At 70.2% G+C, this 19,545-nt stretch carries 20 protein-coding genes; 14 read left to right on the top strand and 6 right to left on the bottom strand.

Annotated features, from left to right (window positions below; genetic code table 11):
* Window positions 1-80 precede the first annotated feature (80 nt).
* Window positions 81-302 (bottom strand): hypothetical protein, encoded by a 222-nt coding sequence (locus ABZS51_RS19420; RefSeq protein ID WP_310708402.1) that lies wholly within the window; start codon window positions 300-302, stop codon window positions 81-83.
* Complete coding sequence (locus ABZS51_RS19415; protein ID WP_355442603.1) at window positions 292-1,848, bottom strand: PspC domain-containing protein; 1,557 nt, start codon at window positions 1,846-1,848, stop codon at window positions 292-294. Before ABZS51_RS19415 ends, ABZS51_RS19420 begins: the two co-directional genes overlap by 11 nt.
* A 112-nt stretch (window positions 1,849-1,960) precedes the next feature.
* Between ABZS51_RS19415 and ABZS51_RS19410 the strand changes: the two genes are divergently transcribed.
* The 8 genes from ABZS51_RS19410 (at window position 1,961) to ABZS51_RS19375 (ending at window position 7,925) form a co-directional block, all read left to right on the top strand.
* Entirely contained in the window at window positions 1,961-3,169 is a 1,209-nt protein-coding gene (locus tag ABZS51_RS19410; RefSeq protein WP_310708400.1) for a PspC domain-containing protein, read from the top strand.
* A 39-nt stretch (window positions 3,170-3,208) separates the two neighbouring features.
* Window positions 3,209-3,841 carry a response regulator transcription factor gene (locus tag ABZS51_RS19405; RefSeq protein ID WP_355442600.1) on the top strand — a complete coding sequence of 211 codons (633 nt, stop codon included), beginning with the start codon at window positions 3,209-3,211 and terminating at the stop codon, window positions 3,839-3,841.
* A gap of 153 nt (window positions 3,842-3,994) precedes the next feature.
* Window positions 3,995-5,365 carry a glutamate--cysteine ligase gene (locus tag ABZS51_RS19400; protein ID WP_355442597.1) on the top strand — a complete coding sequence of 457 codons (1,371 nt, stop codon included), beginning with the start codon at window positions 3,995-3,997 and terminating at the stop codon, window positions 5,363-5,365.
* Between the two features lie 39 nt (window positions 5,366-5,404).
* On the top strand, window positions 5,405-6,055 hold the full coding sequence (locus tag ABZS51_RS19395; protein WP_355442594.1) for a neutral zinc metallopeptidase: 651 nt from the start codon (window positions 5,405-5,407) through the stop codon (window positions 6,053-6,055).
* A 67-nt stretch (window positions 6,056-6,122) separates the two neighbouring features.
* Complete coding sequence (locus ABZS51_RS19390; protein WP_310708398.1) at window positions 6,123-6,380, top strand: WhiB family transcriptional regulator; 258 nt, start codon at window positions 6,123-6,125, stop codon at window positions 6,378-6,380.
* A gap of 63 nt (window positions 6,381-6,443) precedes the next feature.
* Entirely contained in the window at window positions 6,444-7,148 is a 705-nt protein-coding gene (locus ABZS51_RS19385; RefSeq protein WP_310708397.1) for a CPBP family intramembrane glutamic endopeptidase, read from the top strand.
* Between the two features lie 163 nt (window positions 7,149-7,311).
* Window positions 7,312-7,503 carry a hypothetical protein gene (locus ABZS51_RS19380; protein WP_310708551.1) on the top strand — a complete coding sequence of 64 codons (192 nt, stop codon included), beginning with the start codon at window positions 7,312-7,314 and terminating at the stop codon, window positions 7,501-7,503.
* Window positions 7,497-7,925, top strand: a complete 429-nt coding sequence (locus ABZS51_RS19375) for a PIN domain nuclease (protein ID WP_355442590.1) — start codon at window positions 7,497-7,499, stop codon at window positions 7,923-7,925. Before ABZS51_RS19380 ends, ABZS51_RS19375 begins: the two co-directional genes overlap by 7 nt.
* A gap of 83 nt (window positions 7,926-8,008) precedes the next feature.
* Here the strand turns inward: ABZS51_RS19375 and ABZS51_RS19370 are convergent, their stop codons facing one another.
* Entirely contained in the window at window positions 8,009-8,728 is a 720-nt protein-coding gene (locus ABZS51_RS19370) for a PIG-L deacetylase family protein (protein ID WP_355442588.1), read from the bottom strand.
* A gap of 204 nt (window positions 8,729-8,932) precedes the next feature.
* On the opposite strand from ABZS51_RS19370, the gene pcrA reads away from it, so the two are divergent.
* The 3 genes from pcrA to ABZS51_RS19355 all read left to right on the top strand — a co-directional run bounded on the left by pcrA (window position 8,933) and on the right by ABZS51_RS19355 (window position 12,515).
* Window positions 8,933-11,152 (top strand): DNA helicase PcrA, encoded by a 2,220-nt coding sequence (gene pcrA, locus ABZS51_RS19365; protein WP_355442623.1) that lies wholly within the window; start codon window positions 8,933-8,935, stop codon window positions 11,150-11,152.
* Window positions 11,153-11,790: 638 nt separating this feature from the next.
* Window positions 11,791-12,144, top strand: a complete 354-nt coding sequence (locus tag ABZS51_RS19360; protein ID WP_355442585.1) for a hypothetical protein — start codon at window positions 11,791-11,793, stop codon at window positions 12,142-12,144.
* A 17-nt stretch (window positions 12,145-12,161) separates the two neighbouring features.
* Window positions 12,162-12,515: a YbaB/EbfC family nucleoid-associated protein gene (locus tag ABZS51_RS19355; protein WP_355442582.1), complete on the top strand. Its 354-nt coding sequence runs from the start codon at window positions 12,162-12,164 to the stop codon at window positions 12,513-12,515.
* On the opposite strand, the gene ABZS51_RS19350 is transcribed toward ABZS51_RS19355, so the two are convergent.
* Window positions 12,516-13,442, bottom strand: a complete 927-nt coding sequence (locus ABZS51_RS19350) for a hypothetical protein (RefSeq protein ID WP_355442579.1) — start codon at window positions 13,440-13,442, stop codon at window positions 12,516-12,518.
* A gap of 153 nt (window positions 13,443-13,595) precedes the next feature.
* Window positions 13,596-14,603, bottom strand: coding sequence for a L,D-transpeptidase (locus tag ABZS51_RS19345; RefSeq protein WP_355442577.1), 1,008 nt, complete (start codon window positions 14,601-14,603; stop codon window positions 13,596-13,598).
* Window positions 14,604-14,907: 304 nt separating this feature from the next.
* Between ABZS51_RS19345 and galE the strand changes: the two genes are divergently transcribed.
* On the top strand, window positions 14,908-15,891 hold the full coding sequence (gene galE / locus ABZS51_RS19340) for a UDP-glucose 4-epimerase GalE (protein WP_355442574.1): 984 nt from the start codon (window positions 14,908-14,910) through the stop codon (window positions 15,889-15,891).
* 98 nt (window positions 15,892-15,989) lie between these two features.
* Here galE and ABZS51_RS19335 read toward each other — a convergent pair whose 3' ends face one another.
* Entirely contained in the window at window positions 15,990-16,874 is an 885-nt protein-coding gene (locus ABZS51_RS19335) for a hypothetical protein (protein ID WP_355442572.1), read from the bottom strand.
* A gap of 598 nt (window positions 16,875-17,472) precedes the next feature.
* On the opposite strand from ABZS51_RS19335, the gene sucC reads away from it, so the two are divergent.
* Entirely contained in the window at window positions 17,473-18,654 is a 1,182-nt protein-coding gene (gene sucC / locus ABZS51_RS19330) for an ADP-forming succinate--CoA ligase subunit beta (RefSeq protein WP_310708388.1), read from the top strand.
* A 3-nt stretch (window positions 18,655-18,657) separates the two neighbouring features.
* Entirely contained in the window at window positions 18,658-19,533 is an 876-nt protein-coding gene (gene sucD / locus ABZS51_RS19325) for a succinate--CoA ligase subunit alpha (protein ID WP_355442569.1), read from the top strand.
* Window positions 19,534-19,545 lie beyond the last annotated feature (12 nt).

Below are 19,545 nucleotides of genomic sequence, written 5' to 3'. Positions count from 1 at the left end.
GATAGTTGCCAAATTACGCCGGGGTTTTTCCCGGTCAAGGGTTCTGTACCCCGCACCACCCGTACGCCCCGGGCGATCGCTCAGCGGCCCCGCACCACTCGGGCGACCACCGCGACCAGGCCCGAGAAGCCCAGCCCCACCACGACCAGCCCCACCAGCGCCAGCGGATCCTTCAGCGAGCCCGTCAGCACCAGCACGCCGAGCGCCACGAACAGCATGCCGCTGAGCAGCGCCATCCAGTCCGTACGGTGGGTCCGGCGGGCGGGCTCCATCTCCTCGCCCGGCTCACGCTCACGCGGCACGGCGCACCTCCATGTCCCCGACGCCGCCCCGCAGGTTCAGCACGATGGTGGACACCGCGTCCTTGGGGGTCGTGTCCGGCTCCAGCACCTTGTCGAAGCGGATGTCCATGCCGCCTCTGATCGACTGGTCGATCTGGATGTCGCCCACCTTGTTGCTCGCGTGCACCTCCACGCGTGCCTCCGGCGGCACGATCACGGTGAGCTCGCCGATGGAGACCCTCGCGTTCAGGGTCACGCTCGTGCCGGGCGTCATCTTCAGCTCCGACAGGTCCAGCCTGCCGTCGCCCAGCCCCACCTCGTACCCGTGGCTCGTCTCCGCGACCGTGAGAGGCGTCCACACGAAGTCGCCGACGTTGCGCGGCACGCCGCCCATCATCAGGCCGAACGCCAGCAGGACGGCCACGCCCGTGCCCACGGCGACCAGCCCGGCGCCGCGGCCCCACCAGGCGGCGACCAGCAGGCCGGCGCCGATCGTGACGAGCACGGCGCCGCCGACGAGGGCGGGGCTCACTGCCGTGCCCGAGCGGGCTTGGACGGCCACGGTGATCCCTCCAATGACGAAGGCCAGCAGCAAGGTGATGGGGCCGATGAACGACGGGGGCCGCCGCGGCCTGGGGGGTCGCCGCACGGGCCGGCCGTACAGGACGGGGTCGTAGGGGGAGTAGCCGGCGCGCCTGCGCGGGTCCAGCGGCTGGTACGGCTGGTCGGTCGGGTACGGGGGGCGTGGCTCGTAGGCGCCCTCGGGCCGGCGCGGGCCCGTCGCCTGGTGCGGGCCGCGCGGGGCGAAGGGTCCGCTCGGCGGCTGGTACGGGCCGCGGGGCGCGAACGGCTCACCTGACGGCGAGGGACTCGTGCCTCCCGTGAGACCTTGGTCGGCGTGGGCCGCCGCCGTCTCGGGGGGCGCCGTCTCCTGATGGGCCGCGGCCTGCGCCGGCTCCGGTTGCGGCGCGGGCGTCTCCCGGGTGTACGCGCGTGCCGCTCCCTGGGCGTACGTACGGGGAACGCCCTGCGTGGGCGGGCCCGTGGGGAACGGGCGGGCGGCGGGCGGGGCCGGCGGGTAGACCGGCGGCGGCGGGTAGGCGCCCGGCGTCGGGCGGCGCTTGAGGCGTTCCGGCATCGAGCGGAGCAGCCCGAGCAGGTCCACGCCCCTGGAGTGCGCCGCGAGGAGCGAGATCGCGAGCAGCAGCCCCACCACCAGCGTGCCGGTGTCGAGCCAGACCGTCGTCAGGTTGATCGCCAGGCCGAACCCGAGCACCGCCGTCAGCAGCGCCATCACGGTGTCGGCGTCGAAGTCACGGCGGGTCCACTGCTCGATGTAGCCGGGCCGGCCGTTCGGCTCCTTCATGAGCAGGAACGCCGCGATGTAGAGGAACATGCCGATGCCCGAGCCGAACAGCAGCACCACGAACGCCATGCGGAACACCACGGGGTCGATCCCCGTCTGCCGTCCCAGTCCGGCGCAGATGCCCAGCAGGAAACGTCCCTCGGAGCTGCGGCGCAGCTCGCGGGGAGGCGCGGCGGGTGCCTTCGGCGGTGCCTCTGTCATGACACCATCGTGGCCCGGGGCGTGGCGCGCCGCATCCGGGACACCCCTGACGGGACCCGGGGGTCGTTCCCTGATGCCTCTTTCGCCCGCTCCGTGTGACGATGACGGTGTTATGGCTGACCAGAAGACTCTTGCCGAGCCCGGTGGCGATGCGCCCTACCGCCGGATGACGCGGCCCATGGAGGGCCGCCTCCTCGGAGGTGTGGCGCAGGGGCTCGCCGCGCAGCTGAAGCTGGATCCGGTCGTGATCCGGCTGACGTTCGTGCTGCTGACCGTGGTGGGCGGGGTCGGCGGAGTGGCCTACGCGGTGCTCTGGATGATCGCGCCGCGCGAGCCGTACGAGGGGCCGCCGCCGGCCCGCGACTGGAGCCAGCTCGCCGCGTTCAGCGCGATCGGTGTGGCGCTGCTCGCGTTCGGCTGGCTGAGCGGCGCGTCCAAGGGCGGCATCGGCATGCTGCCGTTCGCGGTGGGCGGCATCGGCGCGCTCATCCTGTGGCAGCAGGCGGACCCGGAGCGGCGCAAGGGCTGGGTGAGCGGGGCCACCAAGAGCATTCGCGCCAACCGGGTGCGGACGCTGCTCGGCGTGGCGCTCGTGGTCGTCGGCGCGGTGGGCTTCCTGGCCGTCGAGGGCAGGCTGGCCGAGGCGCGGCCGGGGCTGCTGTTCACCGGGGTCGTGGTCGGCGGGCTCGCGGTGATCGCCGCGCCGTGGCTCGCGGGCCTGTGGAAGGAGCTCCAGCTCGAACGGCGCGAGCGCATCCGCCAGGAGGAGCGGGCCGAGGTGGCCGCGATGGTCCACGACTCGGTGCTGCACACGCTGACGCTGATCCAGCGGGTCGCGCACGACCAGCGCGAGGTGGTGCGCCTGGCCCGATCGCAGGAGCGCGACCTGCGCAACTGGCTCTACCAGCCGGCGCAGGACGCGGACGCCACGCTGGCCGCGGCCGTCCGCCGGATCGCCGCCGAGGAGGAGGACGCGCACGGCGTGGCCATCGAGGTCGTCTGCGTCGGCGACATGGAGCTCGACGCGGGCGGCAGGCTCGCCGCCATGCTGAAGGCGTCGCGGCAGGCGATGGTCAACGCGGCCAAGTACTCCGGAAGCTCTACCATCTCGGTGTACGCCGAAGTCGAGGGTGACGAGGCCACGATTTTCGTGAAGGATCGCGGTAAGGGGTTCGATCTGGACGCGATCCCCCTCGACAGGATGGGCATCAGGGAGTCCATCATCGGGAGGATGGAGCGCCATGGCGGATCCGCCAGGGTGCGCACCGAGCCCGATGAGGGGACGGAAGTGATGCTGACGATGAAGGTCGCGAAGGACTGAAGCTGGTTGGCTCGCGAGGAATTGACTGAGGGTAGGCGGATGACGCGCGTACTGATCGTGGACGACCACCGGCTGTTCCGGTCGGGGGTGCGGGCCGAGCTGGGCGACTCGATCCAGGTGGTCGGCGAGGCCGAGGACGTCGATACGGCGGTGAAGGCCATCGCCGAGCTCCAGCCCGACGTGGTCCTGCTCGACGTGCACATGCCGGGCGGCGGCGGCCAGGAGGTGCTGCGCCGGGTGCTCGGTTCGGGCTCGCAGGTGCGCTTCCTCGCGCTGTCGGTGTCCGACGCGGCCGAGGACGTGATCGGCGTGATCCGGGGCGGCGCGCGCGGCTACGTCACCAAGAACATCAGCGGCCGGGAGCTGACCGACGCGATCCGCCGGGTGGCCGACGGCGACGCGGTGTTCTCGCCGCGGCTGGCGGGGTTCGTGCTGGACGCGTTCGCCTCGTCGGAGGCGCCGTCGATCGACCCGGAGCTCGACTCGCTGACGCAGCGGGAGCGCGAGGTGCTGCGGCTGATCGCGCGCGGTTACGCGTACAAGGAGATCGCGAAGGAGCTGTTCATCTCGGTGAAGACGGTCGAGACGCACGTGTCGTCGGTGCTGCGCAAGCTGCAGCTGTCCAACCGGCACGAGCTGTCCCGCTGGGCCACCGCGCGGCGCCTCGTTTGATTCCTCTCCTAAGTCCGCGATTTCTGGCCTAAAAGGGCAGCGTCGGGGAAATTTCGGTATATGGGGAGGGATGTGCCGGTCGTCGTTTTCAGTCGGAACGACAGGCGGCAATATCGCGAAAAGGTACGACGATGCCTTGATGTCCTGGCCCAGATGCTCGGCGACTCCCGTTTCGAGGACCAGCGGCCGCTGGCCGGCCTGGAGATCGAGCTCAATCTCGTCGACGCGGACGGCGAGCCCGCCATGTGCAACGCCGCCGTGCTCGAAGCCATCCAGCGGCCCGACTGGGCCACCGAGCTGGGCCAGTTCAACATCGAGATCAACATCGAGCCCCAGGACCTGGCCGGCGACGGCGCGGCCAGGCTGGAGGACGACGTCCGCGCCCGCCTCAACCACGCCGAGGAGCGCGCCGGCTCGCAGGGCGGCCACCTCGTCCTGATCGGCATCCTGCCCACGCTGCGCGAGCGGGACATCGGCGAGGGCACGCTGTCGGCCAACCCCCGCTACCGGCTGCTCAACGAGCAGATCTTCGCCGCCCGGGGGGAGGACCTGCACCTGTTCATCGAGGGCGTCGAGACCCTGGACACGCACGCCGACAGCATCACGCCCGAGGCCGCCTGCACCAGCGTGCAGCTCCACCTCCAGGTCAGCCCCGAGGCGTTCGCCGCCCACTGGAACGCCGCCCAGGCCATCGCCGGGGCACAGGTCGCGGTCGCCGCCAACTCGCCGTACCTGTTCGGCAAGGAGCTGCACCGCGAGACCCGGATCACCCTGTTCGAGCAGGCGACGGACACACGGCCGGCCGAGCTGAAGACACAGGGCGTACGCCCGCGCGTGTGGTTCGGCGAGCGGTGGATCACCAGCGTCTTCGACCTGTTCGAGGAGAACGTCCGATACTTCCCGGCACTGCTGCCGCTGTGCGAGCCGGAGGACCCCAAGGACGTGCTGGCGCAGGGCCGCGTCCCCGAGCTGCCCGAGCTGACCCTGCACAACGGCACCATCTACCGCTGGAACCGGCCGGTGTACGCGGTGGTCGACGGCCGTCCGCACCTGCGGGTCGAGAACCGCGTGCTGCCCGCCGGCCCGTCCGTGGCCGACATCGCCGCCAACGCCGCGTTCTACTACGGCCTCATGTGCGTCCTGCCGTACATCGAGCGGCCCGTCTGGAGCCGGATGTCCTTCGCCGCCGCCGAGGAGAACCTCAACGCCGCCGCCCGGAGCGGCCTGGACGCCCGCCTGTACTGGCCGGGACTGGGCGAGGTGTCCGCGAGCGAGCTGATCCTGCGCCGCCTGCTCCCGATGGCGTACGAGGGGCTCGCCGCGTGGGGCGTGGACACGGCCGTCGCCGACCGGATGCTCGGGATCATCGAGGCGCGCTGCCTGACCGGGCGCACCGGGGCGAGCTGGCAGGTGGACAAGGTCAGCGCGCTGGGCGGCGACAGGCACGAGGCGCTGCGGCGTATGACGCTGGAGTACGCCGAGCACATGCACGCGAACGAACCCGTGCACACGTGGGAGGTCTGACCGCGAATGAACCCGTGCGCGCGTGGGAAGTGTGACCGCGTGACACGCCCCCTCGCGCTGGCCTTCGCGCTCCTGCTGTCCTGCGGACTGGTCTCCGCGTGCGGGCTGACGACCGCCCCGTCGCGGAACGTCCAGGGCGACGACAGCTTCGAGAGCGACGTGCGGGCGGCCCGGTCCCTGACGGAGTCGTTCTGGCAGCAGCGGTTCGCCGCCGCCGGCCGCACCTACCAGCCCATCACCCGCTTCATCCCGTACTCGGGGCGGTCCGGGCCGAGCTGCGCCGGGGAGCCCGCCGTGCCGCAGAACGCCTTCTACTGCCCGGACGGCCACTTCATCGCCTACGACCGGGACTGGCTGGAGGGACTCTGGAACAACATGGGCGACGGGTCGGTGTACCTGATCATCCCGCACGAGTTCGGGCACGCGGTGCAGGCCCAGCTCCAGTCCAGCTTCCGGCTCAACATCCAGGCGGAGCTGCAGGCCGACTGCTACGCGGGCGGCACCCTGTCGGGCCTGGTCTCCTCGGGCGCGCTGCGGGCGGAGCCGGGCGACGAGGACGAGCTGCTGCTCAACCTGGAGGCGGCGGGTGACCCGACCGACGACTGGCTCGACCCGGCCGCCCACGGTACGGCCGCGCAACGCCAGCGCTCCTTCGCGACGGGGTACGACGGGGGCGTCGACGCCTGCTGAGGATGTAGGCGAAGGTCAACCCACAGGATGATGCGGTCGATCATGTACGCGGCATACCGTGGGCGCCATGCCATTGGAGGAGACCGGCTGGCTGCGCGGGGGCGCCTGCAGATCCAGCGATCCTGAGCTCTTCTTCCCGCTGGCGCCCTCAGCCGCCCAGGAGCGACGCGCCAAGGCGGTGTGCGCCCGCTGCGAGGTCCTGTCCGAGTGCCGGGCCTACGCCATACGGGCAGGGGAGACGGAGGGCATCTGGGGCGGTCTCACCCCCGAGGAACGCCGCCGCTCCCGTTTCCCCGCCGGCTGGCGCACCCGCGCCACCGCCTGACCCGCGCCACCGCCCGACACGTGCCCCTCCCGACACCGTGCGGGCGGGACGTAGCCTGCAGGGGTGCTGATCGCGTCGATCGTCGTGCTGGCCGCGGCCAACGTGCTGAACAACCGGGTCGCCCCCCGCCTGGCGCCCCTGACCTCCACCGCCGCCACCGCCGCGCTGGTCGCGATGGCGCGCCGGTCCGGGGCCTCCTGGGCCGAGCTGGGGTTCGAGCATCCGCGCCGGGGCGCCCTGACCGGCGCCGTCCTGGCCGCGGGCGTGGCGGTCGTCTACACGGCCGGCGTCGCCGTGCCCCGCACCAGGCCGCTGTTCCAGGACGAGCGGGCCCTGTCGCTCACGCCGGCCCGCGCCCTGGAGGAGGCCCTGCTCCAGGTGCCGGTCGGCACGGTGCTGCTGGAGGAGGCCGGGTTCAGGGGCGCTCTGTACGGCATGCTCCGCCGCGACCACGGCACGGCGGCGGCCACGGCGGTCTCGTCGGCGCTGTTCGGGCTCTGGCACGTGCTGCCCGCGATCGACATGGCCCGCGCCAACCCGGCCCTCGGCGCGCTCACGGCGGGGGAGCGGCCCGGGCGGCTCGACACGGCGCGGGTGGTGGCGGGCAGCGTGGTGTCGACGGGCGTCGCCGGAGTGCTGTTCTGCGAGCTGCGCCGCCGGGCCGGTCTGCTGGCGCCGTCCATGCTGCACACGGCGACCAACTCATTGGGCTACCTGTTCGCCCGTCTCGCAGGACGGCGCCGATCGGCGATTTCACCTGAGGGATGAGAATCCTCCACCGGTGTCGCAGGGGGGCTGAAACGCCCGGTCGCGATGCCCTAGCGTCTCCGCGACGCCTTTCCGTGCCCGCGCGTTCACCGTGAGTGCGTATATCAAGATCACGATCTGTGATATACCCTGGAGGTAGCGGAGGTGATGTCCCTTGCGTACGGTGATCGATATCGACAAGGAGCTCCTGGAGATAGCCCAGGAGGAGTTGGGCACGAAGAACATGAAGGAGACGGTCCACGCCGCCCTGACGGAGATCGCCGAAAGGGCAAAGCGGCGCGAAGCATTCGAATACTGGACCTCGAAGGACAATACGGATCTACTGGATCCGGAGCTCATGAAGCGTGCGTGGTAGCCACCGGCGTGGTCTACCTGATCGACAAGAGCGCTCTGGCGCGGATGCCCCGCCCCGCCGTCGCACGGGCGCTGGAGCCGCTCATGCTCGACAAGATGCTGGCCGTCTGCACGGTCACGCAACTCGAGGTCCTCTACAGCGCTCGCGATCCGGCCGGATACGAGCTCGATGCTCAGCACCTCCGCGACGACTTCCGCCACCTGCCCGTCAACGCGGATGTGGAGATCCGCGCGCTGCACGTGCAGGCCATGCTGGCGCGCAGGTCGCAGCACAGGGGTGTGGGCGCGAACGACCTGCTGATCGCGGCCTGTGCCGAGGTGCACGGTGCCACGATCCTGCACTACGACCGGGACTTCGACGTCATCGCCGAGGTCACCGGGCAGCCGTCGCTCTGGGTCGTGCCGCCCGGGTCCGTGTCGTAGGCCGGCTCACGGTGCCGCTCCGCGCCGTGCGGATCCACGTCCGCGTGGTCATGGCTCTCGCCCGGGGGCGGGAGCCATGAACGTCAGGCCGTCTGGACGACCTGGAAGCCCTCCGCGTAGTGGCCCTCGCCGAAGCCGGCCCGCTTCCCCCACGAGGCGAAGCGTTCCTTGACGAAGTCGGCGAAGCCTTCCACGTGCGCCACCTGGCTGACGTGCGACTGGAGCGCCGTCAGCTTGCGGTCGATGGCGTCCGTCACGTCCACCCAGTGGTCCGGCGTCGAGCCGCCCGTCAGCCACACCTCGCGCACGGTCCACGCCTCCAGCCCCTCCTCCGTCAGCAGCTCGGGGAACGCGTACGGGTTGCGGGCGTCCGGGTAGACCGCGTCGAGGGCGGAGCCGCCGACCGCGCGATGGTCGGGGTGGCTGGGCGCGATGAACTGGTAGTTGCGGTCGGGGTGGTGGGTGATCACCAGATCGGGGCGTACCTGGCGGATGACGCGCGCGATGTCCCGCCTGAGGTCCAGCGACGGGACCACGGTGCCGTCGGAGTAGCCGAGGAAGCGCACGTCCGTGACGCCCACGGCCTTGGCGGCCGCCGTCTGCTCGGCCCGGCGCAGCTCCGCCATGCCGGAGTTGTCCAGCTCCCGCTCGTTGCCTCCGGCGTCGCCGTCCGTCACGACCAGGTAGGTCACCTCGACGCCCCTGTCGCCGAACAGCGCCACGGTGCCCGCCGCGCCGAAGTCGACGTCGTCGGGGTGCGCCGTGACGGTGAGCACCCGGTTGATCTCGCTCTCGGCCAGCATGGTCGTCCTCTCCCATTCCGATCTCTCCCGCGCGGCCGATCACCCGCGTGATCACCGCGGGGCCGATCCTGCCGCACGGCCGACGGTCCCAGGATCTCCCCTCCCGTGACAACCGGCGGTCCGGGGCCGTCATTCCGGGCGCCGTTTGTCGGCGGGGAGTCATAACCTAGGTGGGTGCCGACCCACGTCTCTGTTGACCACCCCTTGCTCGACGGCCTCAACCCGCAGCAGCGCGAGGCCGTGATCCATCACGGCAGCCCGCTGCTGATCGTGGCGGGGGCGGGGTCGGGCAAGACGCGGGTGCTGACCCACCGCATCGCCTACCTGCTCGCCGAGCGCGAGGTCCACCCGGGCGAGATCCTCGCGATCACCTTCACCAACAAGGCCGCCCGCGAGATGAAGGAGCGCGTCGACAAGCTGGTCGGCCCGCGCTCCAAGGCGATGTGGGTGATGACCTTCCACAGCGCCTGCATGCGGATCCTGCGCCGCGAGGCCAAGCGGCTCGGCTTCCCCTCCAGCTTCTCGATCTACGACCAGGCCGACTCGCAGCGGCTCATGGCGATGGTCTGCCGCGAGATGGACCTCGACCCGAAGCGCTACCCGCCGCGGTCGTTCTCGGCGCAGGTGAGCAACTTCAAGAACGAGCTGATCGACTACGAGACCGCGTCCGACAGGGCGGGCTCCCACCTGGAGAAGGTCCTCGCCCAGGCGTACAGGAGCTACCAGCTCAAGCTCACCGAGGCCGGCGCGATGGACTTCGACGACATCATCATGAACACGGTGACGCTCTTCCAGCTCTTCCCCGAGGTGGCCGAGCACTACCGGATGCGGTTCAGGCACGTCATGGTGGACGAGTACCAGGACACCAATCACGCCCAGTACATCCTGATCAGGGAGCTGGTGGGCCGGCCCGAGCTGCGCACGACCGACGGTGAGCTGGTCAGGTCGGGCGCCGACCAGTCGGAGCTGTGCGTCGTCGGCGACGCCGACCAGTCGATCTACGCCTTCCGCGGCGCGACGATCCGCAACATCCTGGAGTTCGAGCGCGACTACCCGGACGCTCGCACGATCCTGCTGGAGCAGAACTACCGCTCCACCCAGAACATCCTGGCCGCCGCCAACGCGGTCATCTCCCGCAACGAGTCGCGCAAGCCGAAGAACCTCTGGTCCGACCAGGGCGACGGCCCCAAGATCGTCGGGTACGTCGCCGACAACGAGCACGACGAGGCCATGTTCGTCGCCCAGGAGGTCGACCGGCTCACCGACGAGGAGGGCGTCAGGGCGGGCGACGTCGCCGTGTTCTACCGCACCAACGCGGCCTCCCGGGTGTTCGAGGAGATCTTCATCCGCACCGGCCTGCCGTACAAGGTGGTCGGGGGAGTGCGCTTCTACGAGCGCAAGGAGGTCAAGGACCTGCTGGCGTACCTGCGGGTGCTGGCCAACCCGGCCGACGTGGTGTCACTGCGGCGCATCCTCAACGTGCCCAAGCGCGGCATCGGCGACCGGGCCGAGGCGATGATCGAGGCGTTCGCCGCGCGGGAGCGCGTCACGTTCTGGGAGGGGCTGCGCCGGGCCGACGAGGCGCCGGGCATGGCCACCCGCTCGCTCAACGCGGTGCGCGACTTCGTCGCCATGCTGGAGGAGCTGATCGCCAAGGCCGAGGGCGTGCCGCCGTCCGCGCTGGCGGAGGAGGTGCTGGTCGCCACCGGCTACCGCGCCGAGCTGGAGGCGTCGGAGGACCCGCAGGACGAGTCCCGCCTGGAGAACCTCAACGAGCTGATCTCGGTCGCCGCCGAGTTCGAGGAGGCCAACCCGGAGGGCACGCTGGTCGAGTTCCTGGAGCAGGTGTCGCTGGTGGCCGACGCGGACCAGATCCCCGACGCCGACGGCGGCCAGGGGGTGGTGACGCTGATGACCCTGCACACCGCCAAGGGGCTGGAGTTCCCGGTCGTGTTCCTGACGGCGATGGAGGACGGCGTCTTCCCGCACGTGCGCTCGCTGGGCGAGCCGAAGGAGCTGGAGGAGGAGCGCCGGCTGGCCTACGTCGGCATCACGAGGGCGCAGAAGCGCCTGTACCTCACCCGGGCGGCGGTGCGCAGCTCGTGGGGCGCGCCGTCGTTCAACCCGGCGTCGCGGTTCGTCAGCGAGGTGCCGGGACAGCTCATGGACTGGCGCACGCCGCCGGAGAAGACGGCCTGGAATGCCGCGACGCGCCGCGAGCCGGCCGCGCCCGCCACGCCGAAGAAGGGCGGCCGGGCCGTCCCGTCGCTGACCCCCGGCGACCGGGTGTCGCACGACGCGTTCGGGCTCGGGACCGTGGTGTCGGTGGACGGGCAGGCGGAGAAGACCAAGGTGAAGATCGACTTCGGGAGCGGGGGCGAGAAGACCCTTCTGCTCGCGTACGCGCCGTTGGAGAAGCTCTGAGCGACATTTCGGGAGCAGGTGCGCGGCTGATGCCTGCGCAGGATCTGTAGGGCCTTTCCCGGAAACAGGTTGCCGCTCCGGCAGGCGGCGTGACGACGGTACCAGTCAGACATCCACGGTGACCGCCGTCCCGCCGCCGCCGCGTTCGTACCGGCCTTGGCGGCGCACCCCTGCGGCCCAAAGTACACTTTACCTCTAGGTAATATCGGCAATCGGTGAAGGCGGCCAGTGGCCTGCGCCAACGCGATAAGGCACACCCAGAGGAGGATGTCATGTCTTCAGGGGATAACTCCACTCCATCACCTTCACCCACGCCGTCGTCCACGGCCACGACGTCGCCGACGCCCACCCCAAGCCCGACGACGCCCAGCCCGTCCGACACGCCCACCCCCACGCCCAGTCCGACGACACCGAGCCCGTCCGGCACGCCCACACCGAGCCCGTCCGGCACGCCCACACCGAGCCCCACGACTCCGAGTCCCACGACTCCGAGCCCCACGACTCCGAGCCCCACACCGACGCCGACCGGAGCGCCTCCCGCGTGGCCGGCTCCCTCCGCTTCCCCGTCGGTCACCCCCGGCACCACCTCCCCGCCGTTCGATCCGTCGCCGGCCTCGCCGAGCCATGGGACCCCGGCCATGCCGCCGACCGACTTCTACGGAAGCAACTTCACGAAGGCGGCCGGCGCGTTCGTCACCGAGCACGACGACCTCGCGGGGGATACCCGCCGGATTCTCGACGCCATCGCCGCGCTGGGTGACTTCGCCGGCACGGATGACACGGCGAAGACGTTCAGGCAGGGCTATTCCACCGCGCTGAAGAAAGTATCGACGTACGTCAACGCGCTGAGCGACGTCTATCCGGAGATCGCGGAAAGGCTGGCCGGTATGAGGACCACCTTCGACGTCGCGAACTGGGCCGTCATCGAATCCCTGCCGAAAGTGTCCGACCCGCCGAAGTTCTCGGCGTCGGACGGGAAGCTCAAGCCCTGACGTTTCTTGGAGACCTGATGACCACACCGGACGACGGCGCCCCCTTCCTCGACGAAGAGATGAGCCGCTTCCTCTCCCAATTCCAGGCCGACACCGCGCCGCTGGAAGAATTGCGGGAAAGCCTCGATGCCGTTCGCGGCCGCGGCGAGGCGGCCGATGGCCTGGTGCGGGCCGAGGTGTTGCCGAGCGGCGCGCTCGGCAGCCTGCGGATCGACCCGCGGGCGATGCGGCTCGGCGCGGACGCGCTGGCGGAGGCCGTGGTCGCCGCCGCGAACGACGCCACCGCGGACCTGACCGCGCAGATGGCGGGATTGATGACGGACGGCCTGAACCCGTTCGCCGACGAGATCAGGCGCTTCAACCAGGACTGACTACCTGGTCGGTGCCGGGTAATACCCGCGCCAGCGCCTGAACTGGTCCTGGCCCGCGGCGACACCCAGCTTCGCGAGCATCTGCTCCCAGGTGGGCAGCAGACTGGCGGGATCGTCGACCACGTCGCCGGGCCTGTTGAGCGCGTTCGCGGTGGTGGTGAAGACGCTGGACCCGGTCAGGAACACGATGGCGTTCTGCGCCGCCTTGTTCTGCGGCAGCAGCTTCGCGACCTTGCCGAAATTGGCCGGATCCACATGGTAGAAGACCAGGGCCGCCGCGAAGTTGTTCACCATGTACATGCCGCGGTCGCCCCACGAGCCCATGTCCTCGCCCCTCGCCAGCTTGAACCCGTCGACGATCGCCTGGTCGAGGGCCGTGTAGGCGAGGCTGCCCCCGACGGCGTAGATGAACCGCTTGCCCACGGCGTGTTCGAACATGCTGAGCAGCAGCCGTGCCTGCCGCTTGCGCATCGCCCAGTTGATCAGCACCTGGACCTTCTTGTCGATCGCCGGCCAGCAGAAGAACATCAGCAGCTCGATCCACTGGGTCATGGCCATCGTCCGGAGCGTGTGCTGGGTCTGCTCCAGCATGTCGGCGTAGTCGTCGATCGCGTCGGCGAACCCGCGGATGTACGCGGAGACCAGCGGCGGATAGGGCGCGATCTCTTCGGTGAAGTAGGTCCTGAAGGCATCGAGGCCCGCGCCGGAGTTCGGTGGCCGCCACAGCCTGCCCGCGACCTCTTCCATGTCGTCCAGGCTGACATCCGTCCGCGTGGCCAGCTGCCGCAACAGCTGCGCGACCTCGCGCGCCTTGGCCGGGTCGCCGTCGGGGTAGGCGACCTTCAGCATCTGCAGGACCACGCCGGCGACACCGGCGGCGGAGAACAGGAACCCCGCCTGCGGGAGGAACTTGGGGGACGGACTCACGTAGCGGACCCTTTCTCCACCGCGGGACGAGGCATCCCATCATCCCAGGTTTATCGGCTGCCACACCAGCCCCACGGCCCGGCGACCGCGTGCCGGACGGCGGCCGGTGAGACGACGCGCCCGCTCACCGGCCGGGTCCGGACCGTCGGCGGGTCAGCTCTTGGCGGCGGTCAGGGCGCTGCCCTTCTTCCACTCGGTCCAGTTGAGCTGCCAGTAGCTCCAGCCGTTGCGCCAGTCGAGCTTGCGCTTGGTGCCGGTGATCTTCACCACGTCGCCGCGCTGGGCGATCGTGTAGAACCAGCGGGCGCCCTCCGGGGTGGCGCGGACGCAGCCGTGGCTCTGGTTGGAGCGGCCGAGGTACTGGTAGTAGCCGGCGCTCTGGTGGACGTACTCGCCGCTGTCGGAGATCCGCACCGCCCAGGGGATCTCCTCCTTGTAGTACTGCGGGTCCTTGGGGTCCGTGACGCCCATCCAGGACGAGGTCATGGTCTCGACCCGCTTCTTGCCCATGGTCAGGTGGGTGCCGCTGGTCGTCAGGTACACGTCCACGCCGTTGCGCACGAGGCCGCCGCGGCCGGCGCTGATCGCGATCCGCTTGGCGAGCTTGCCGTCGCGGTAGGTCTTCATGACGTGCCGGCGGGTGTCGACCACCGAGATGTTGGCGGTGCCCACGGCGAAGCGGCGGGAGACGTCCTTGGCGGCCTCGTTGCCCGGGATCTGGCTGAGGTGCGCGGTGAACAGCACCTTCTGGTGCGGCTTCCAGTACGTCTTCGTGCGGTAGATGACCTTGCGCGCGGAGACCCAGCGCCACGCGCCGTCGACCGGCTTGTCCGCCTGTACCTCCAGCGCCGCCTCGGCCGCCGCCTTGTCCCGTACGTCACGGTCGAACGTCACGATGATCGGGAAGCCGACGCCGACCTTCTCCGTGGTCTCGCCCATGGGCGTGATGTCGGCGATCTCCAGCTTGGGCTTCTTCGGCGCGGCCTGCTTGGCGGCGCCGGCGGCCAGCGGCTTGCGTGCGGCCGTGGCGCTCTTGGTGGGTGCGCCGGCGGCCGGCGTCGGCTGCGCCCGCGTGGCGGGCGCGCTCTCGGCGGCGCAGGCCGTCATCGAGACCAGAGCCGCCATGGCGATCAGGGCCGGCAACCGGGTGAGGGGATTCACGGGTCACTCCAGAACTTATGTGCTTCGCATGCGTCTCATAGGTAGACAAACGAAACCGGCGTTCTGAGGGCCGTAAGTTGTAACGATCACATAACGCCGTTGGATTGCCGGTGGAGCGACACGACCGGGGCGTCGCCAATGGTCACGAGCGCCCCGCGTGGTGACCGAGGATGGTCGGGCACGGCGGTTCCGGGGCCGGGCGGCCCGCCGGGTCGCGACGTCCGCCGGCAGGCGCCGGCGGACGTGGTGGGGAGCTCGACCGGGCAGGCCGGTGGGCGGTGATGGTGAGGAGCAGGGGGCTGGCATGAGCGTGTTGATTTCCGGCGGCGCCGGGTTCATCGGGAGCACGGTGGCCTCGGCGTGCCTGGACGCCGGGATCGAGCCGGTGATCCTGGACAACCTCGTGACCGGGCGGCGCGAGTTCACCGAGGGGCGGGCCTTCTACGAGGGCGACATCAGCGACGGCGCGCTGGTCGACAAGGTGTTCGCGGAGCGGCCCGACATCGAGGCCGTCATCCACTGCGCGGCGCTCATCGTCGTGCCGGACTCGGTGGCCGACCCCGTCGGCTACTACCGGGCCAATGTCGCCAAGAGCCTCGACTTCGTCGATCACCTGCTGCGCAACGGGTGCGAGCGGATGATCTTCAGCTCGTCGGCGTCGATCTACCGCGCCGGGGACGACCACACCGTCGACGAGCGCTCACCGCTCGACCCGCAGAGCCCGTACGCGCGTACCAAGGCGGTGTGCGAGGCCATGTTCGCCGACATCGCCGCCACCCAGCCCGTCAAGGTGCTGTCGCTGCGCTACTTCAACCCCATCGGCGCCGACCCGAGCATGCGCACCGGGCTCCAGCTCCGGCGGCCCAGCCACGCCCTCGGCAAGCTCATCGAGGCGTACGAGGAGGGGACGCCGTTCCAGATCACCGGCACCGACTACCCGACCCGTGACGGCTCCGGCATCCGCGACTACATCCACGTCTGGGACCTGGCGCAGGCCCACGTGGAGGCGCTGCGGCGCTTCGACGGGCTGTTCCCGGAGGGCTCGATCATCAACCTCGGCACCGGGTCGGGCACGACGGTGCGGGAGCTGGCCGACGCGTTCAACCGCGTGGCGGACCGGCCGGTGGAGGTCCTGGAGACGGCGCGCCGGCCGGGCGACGTGGTGGGCGCCTACACGCGCAGCGACCTCGCCGAGCGGCTGCTGGGCTGGCGCGCGGGCTACTCGCTGGAGGAGGGCATCAGGCACTCCCTCGCCTGGGCGGCCGTCCGCGACTCCAGGCTGTCCTAGAAGGACGTCAGCCTGTCCCGGGCAGAGCCCCGGACAGGCCCCGGACAGGCGTCGCGCCCGCCTCCACCCGATGCGGGGGAGACGGGCGCGAACGGTCGTCACTGGGCGATGGCGCTCAGCGGGATGGTCTTGGGGCCCGGGATCTGGATCGCCTCGTCCAGGGTCTTGGCGACCTCCAGCTCGGGCGGGGCCGTCACGGTGACGGGCGTGCCCCAGTCGCTGAAGGTGGTCTCGACGCTCACGGTCGCGCCCTTGGCGTCAACGGCGCCCAGCGCCTCCGCCGGGATGACCGACACCAGCCGGACCGGCAGGCCCTTGGCGTCGACGGTGAGCTTCCAGCCGATGGAGCCCTTCACGGACTTGGCCGAAGCCAGCCCCAGGGTCGCGGCGAATCCGGGGGACGTCTTGCGCAGGTCCTTGGCCGCGACCTTGCCGGTGTAGCCGTCCTTCGTCGCCTTGGCGCCCTTGAGGAGGGTCTTGAGCGTGGCCGGCTCGGCGAGGATGTTCAGCGGCTGGCCGTACATGGCGGTCATGCCGATGGGCTGGGTGCCGGGAACCCTGATCCAGGACTTGCCGGCGTTGAACACGGCGCTCCACAGGCCACCCGTGAGGTAGGTGTACCGGCCCTTCGTGACGATCCGCTCGGGCATCGTCAGCGCCGTCACGAGGTCGAGGCCGAGCTCATCCGCTCCCAGCTCCTTGGCGAACTTCTCGGCGTCCTCCCTCTTGATGTTGAACTGGCCGGTGAGGTCGGAGGCGACGACGCCGGAGGCGCCGAACTGCAGCGTGCCGGCACGCCGGAGGCTGATCTGCCGCACGCCTCCGCTGGCGATCTTGACCTGCTCGACGAACTTGACGCCCTTGCCCGCCACGAACTGCTTCTGGACCGCGGCGACCGGGTTCACCGGCGCGGCCTGGGCCGGGGCGGCCGCGATGAGCGTGGCGGCGGACGCCAGGGCGACGCCGGTGAGGATTCGCTTCATTCTCTATCCTTGTCGTTTCTCATTTGGATGCTGGAGGATCATGGCAAAGAAAGATCACGAGGATATCTCAGGAGAGGGGCGCTGTAGAGGGAAGTATGTGTATTTCTCGTGCAGGTCTGGATTTCGCGCGAGAAAACGACGGCCCGTGAGCAGCGCGTCACCGCCGAAGAACGGGTTCCGTTTCCGTACGTGACCGTCGTCGTCTTCCGGTGGCACGGTGGCGAGGGTGAGGGCGGGCCCACTGGCGTTCTTTCCCATTTGTTTTCCCGGCCGCACGGAGAAGCCACGATCCGAGTGGGGTGGTCCTCCTCCAGCTCGGTGCTCCAACCGTCCCGTCGATGCCCGTCCTCCAGGCCATTTTGAGGGGGTTTGTCGGCAGATAGCGGCGTACGGGTGCTTCGGGGGCCGCAGTTCATCCCACTTCGGATGCGAGGCGACATCGTGCCGAAGTGAGATCACCGTCACATCACGGCATATCCGCGACCCGGTGACCAGGGGACGTCAAGCTTGGGGCTAGGCTTCACTGGCGGAAACGCCCGGCACGTACGGGGTGGCCCGGGCCGTCGAACATCAGTCGGATAAGCAAGGACGGACCCTCGTGGACCTGTTCGAACATCAGGCGAAGGAGCTCTTCGCGGACTACGGCATCCCGGTGCCCAAGGGCATCGTCGCCCACACCGTGGAGGAGGTGCGCGCGGCTGCCGAGCAACTCACCGGCAGGGTCGTGGTCAAGGCCCAGGTCAAGACCGGCGGGCGCGGTAAGGCCGGTGGCGTGAAGGTGGCCGACGACGCCGCCGACGCCGTCGGGAAGGCCACGGCCATCCTCGGCATGGACATCAAGGGCCACACGGTCCACAAGGTTCTGGTGGAGGAGGCCAGCGCGATCGCGGAGGAGTACTACTTCTCCTTCCTGCTCGACCGCGCGAACCGTACCTTCCTCGCGATCTGCTCCGCCGCCGGCGGCATGGACATCGAAGAGGTGGCCCACACCTCGCCCGAGAAGGTCGCCAAGGTGCCCGTCAACGCCCTCGACGGCATCGACCGGGCCAAGGCCCGTGAGATCGCGGTCGCCGGCGGTCTGCCGGAGCAGTCGCTCGACGGCGCGGCCGAGCTCATCGAGAAGCTCTGGTGCTGCTTCGTCGACGAGGACGCGACGCTGGTCGAGGTCAACCCGATGATCCTGTCGGCCGACGGCCAGGTGAAGGCGCTCGACGGCAAGGTCACGCTCGACGACAACGCCTCCTTCCGCCAGGCGGAGCACGAGGGGTACGCCGACAAGGCCGCCGAGGACCCGCTGGAGGCCCGGGCCAAGGAGAAGGACCTCAACTACGTGAAGCTCGACGGCGACGTCGGCATCATCGGCAACGGCGCGGGCCTGGTCATGTCCACCCTGGACGTGGTCGCCTACGCCGGCGAGGCGTTCCCCGGCAAGCCGTCCCCGGCCAACTTCCTCGACATCGGCGGCGGCGCCTCGGCCGAGGTCATGGCCGCCGGCCTGGAGATCATCCTCTCCGACCCGTCGGTGAAGTCGATCTTCGTGAACGTCTTCGGCGGCATCACCTCCTGCGACGCCGTCGCCAACGGCATCGTGGCGGCCTTCAAGCTCCTGGAGAGCCGCGGCGAGGCGGTGACCCACCCGCTGGTGGTCCGCCTCGACGGCAACAACGCCCAGCTCGGGCGACAGATCCTGGCCGACGCCGCGCTCCCGCGCGTCGAGCTGGTTGACACGATGGACGACGCGGCCAAGCGCGCCGCCGAGCTCGCTGCGGTAGGTGCGTGAGACATGGCTATCTGGCTGACCGAGAACAGCAAGATCATCGTTCAGGGCATGACGGGTGGTGAGGGCACCAAGCACACCCGCCGCATGCTCGCCTCCGGCGCCCGCGTGGTCGGTGGTGTCAACGCCCGCAAGGCCGGCATCACGCACGAGGGCCTGCCCGTGTTCGGCACGGTGAAGGAGGCCATGGAGAAGACCGGCGCCGACGTGTCGGTCATCTTCGTGCCCCCGGCGTTCACCAAGGACGCCGTCAAGGAGGCCATCGACGCGGAGATCCCGCTGTGCGTGGTGATCACCGAGGGCGTGCCGGTCCACGACTCCACGGAGTTCTGGGCGTACGCGGTGGCCAAGGGCAACAAGACCCGCATCATCGGCCCGAACTGCCCCGGCATCGCCTCGCCGGGCGCGTCCAACGCCGGCATCATCCCCGCCGACATCACGACGGCGGGCCGCATCGGCCTGGTCTCCAAGTCGGGCACGCTGACCTACCAGCTCATGTACGAGCTGCGTGACTTCGGCTTCTCGACCGCGGTGGGCATCGGCGGCGACCCCGTCATCGGCACCACCCACATCGACGCCCTCCAGGCGTTTCAGGACGACCCCGCCACCGACGCGATCGTGATGATCGGCGAGATCGGCGGCGACGCCGAGGAGCGGGCCGCCGCCTACATCGAGCAGCACGTCAGCAAGCCGGTCGTCGCCTACGTCGCGGGCTTCACCGCCCCCGAGGGCAAGACCATGGGCCACGCCGGCGCGATCGTGTCCGGCTCGGCCGGGACCGCGCAGGCCAAGAAGGAGGCCCTGGAGAAGGTCGGCGTCCGCGTCGGCAAGACCCCCTCCGAGACGGCCCGCCTCATGCGCGAGATCATGCAGGCGCGCTGACCCGGCGCACGT

The sequence above is a fragment of the Nonomuraea sp. NPDC005501 genome (assembly GCF_040605905.1).
Classification (GTDB): Bacteria; Actinomycetota; Actinomycetes; order Streptosporangiales; family Streptosporangiaceae; genus Nonomuraea.
The sequence above is the reverse complement of the archived record's forward strand: the minus strand, read 5'-3'. Positions and strand labels throughout refer to the sequence as shown.